Below are 1,094 nucleotides of genomic sequence, written 5' to 3' on the forward strand. Positions count from 1 at the left end.
TATTACCATGCTGCCAAATAATATACATCATATTTTTACTGTTTTATGGCTGAATAAGAATAATAGGCTGCATCAATTTTTTTCAAGACCTTCAACCTTGACGGCAACAACTGTTTATATTATTGTGGTTGCCGCCGTGTATAATATTATTTTGCGAAGACTTGGCCACCCGCAGGGATTATTCAAGTTGGCGGATGAATTACTTCATAGTGTTGTACCGTTTTTGGTTTTATTGTTTTGGTGGTTGTATGTACCAAAAAAGTCTTTAGAATGGCGGCAGCTCTGGAGCTGGCTGCCTTATCCTTTGGCATATCTAATTTATACGTTTATTCATGGAATTTATACAAATTATTACCCTTATCCATTTGTAGATGTAACTGCCTTGGGTTATCAAAAAGTATTTATTAACTGCTTAGCCATGACACTGGTATTCCTATTGTTTTCATTGTTATTCATAGCTATAAACAGAGGTCGCAAAAAGACGAAAGTTTAAGATGTCTGTTCTTCTTTTTGGGAAGGTTGTTTTCCCATTTCTAAAATCCAGTCTTTACGTTTCAATTCAAAGTTAGTTCCTAGGTATAAACGGCGTACTTGCTCATCTTGCGCGAGCTGTTCCGCTGTTCCGTGTTTAAAAATTTTTCCTTCAATCAAGAGATATGCGCGATCACAAATTGAAAGCGTTTCATTCACGTTGTGATCTGTAATTAAGATACCGATATTTTTATATTTCAATTTGGCAACGACGGCCTGGATATCTTCAACTGCAATAGGATCGACACCTGCAAAAGGTTCATCCAATAAAATAAACTTTGGGTCGACGGCCAATGCTCGGGCGATTTCAGTTCTGCGCCTTTCTCCGCCACTCAAACTGTCCCCATTATTTTTGCGTACATGATGGAGGTTAAATTCATCTAAGAGAGACTCTAGTTTCTCAAGACGTTCTCCTTTAGTAAGCTTAGTCATTTCCAAAACAGCCGTTATGTTGTCTTCCACACTTAGTTTACGAAACACAGAAGCCTCTTGTGGTAGATAGCCAATGCCCATTTGTGCACGCTTATACATGGGTAATTTCGTGATATCTTCTTCATTTAGAT

General features: G+C 37.8%; 2 protein-coding genes. One reads left to right on the plus strand and one right to left on the minus strand.

Annotated elements, in window-relative coordinates; translation table 11 throughout:
- Window positions 1-493: Pr6Pr family membrane protein (locus tag ACQR30_RS02710; protein WP_429730895.1), on the plus strand; the 493-nt coding region annotated here is incomplete at its 5' end.
- Here the strand turns inward: ACQR30_RS02710 and lptB are convergent.
- The coding region (lptB, locus tag ACQR30_RS02715; protein ID WP_429730898.1) for an LPS export ABC transporter ATP-binding protein at window positions 490-1,094 on the minus strand (605 nt) is incomplete at its 5' end. The genes ACQR30_RS02710 and lptB overlap by 4 nt on opposite strands.

This window comes from Arachidicoccus sp. (assembly GCF_050436765.1).
Lineage (GTDB): Bacteria > Bacteroidota > Bacteroidia > Chitinophagales > Chitinophagaceae > Arachidicoccus.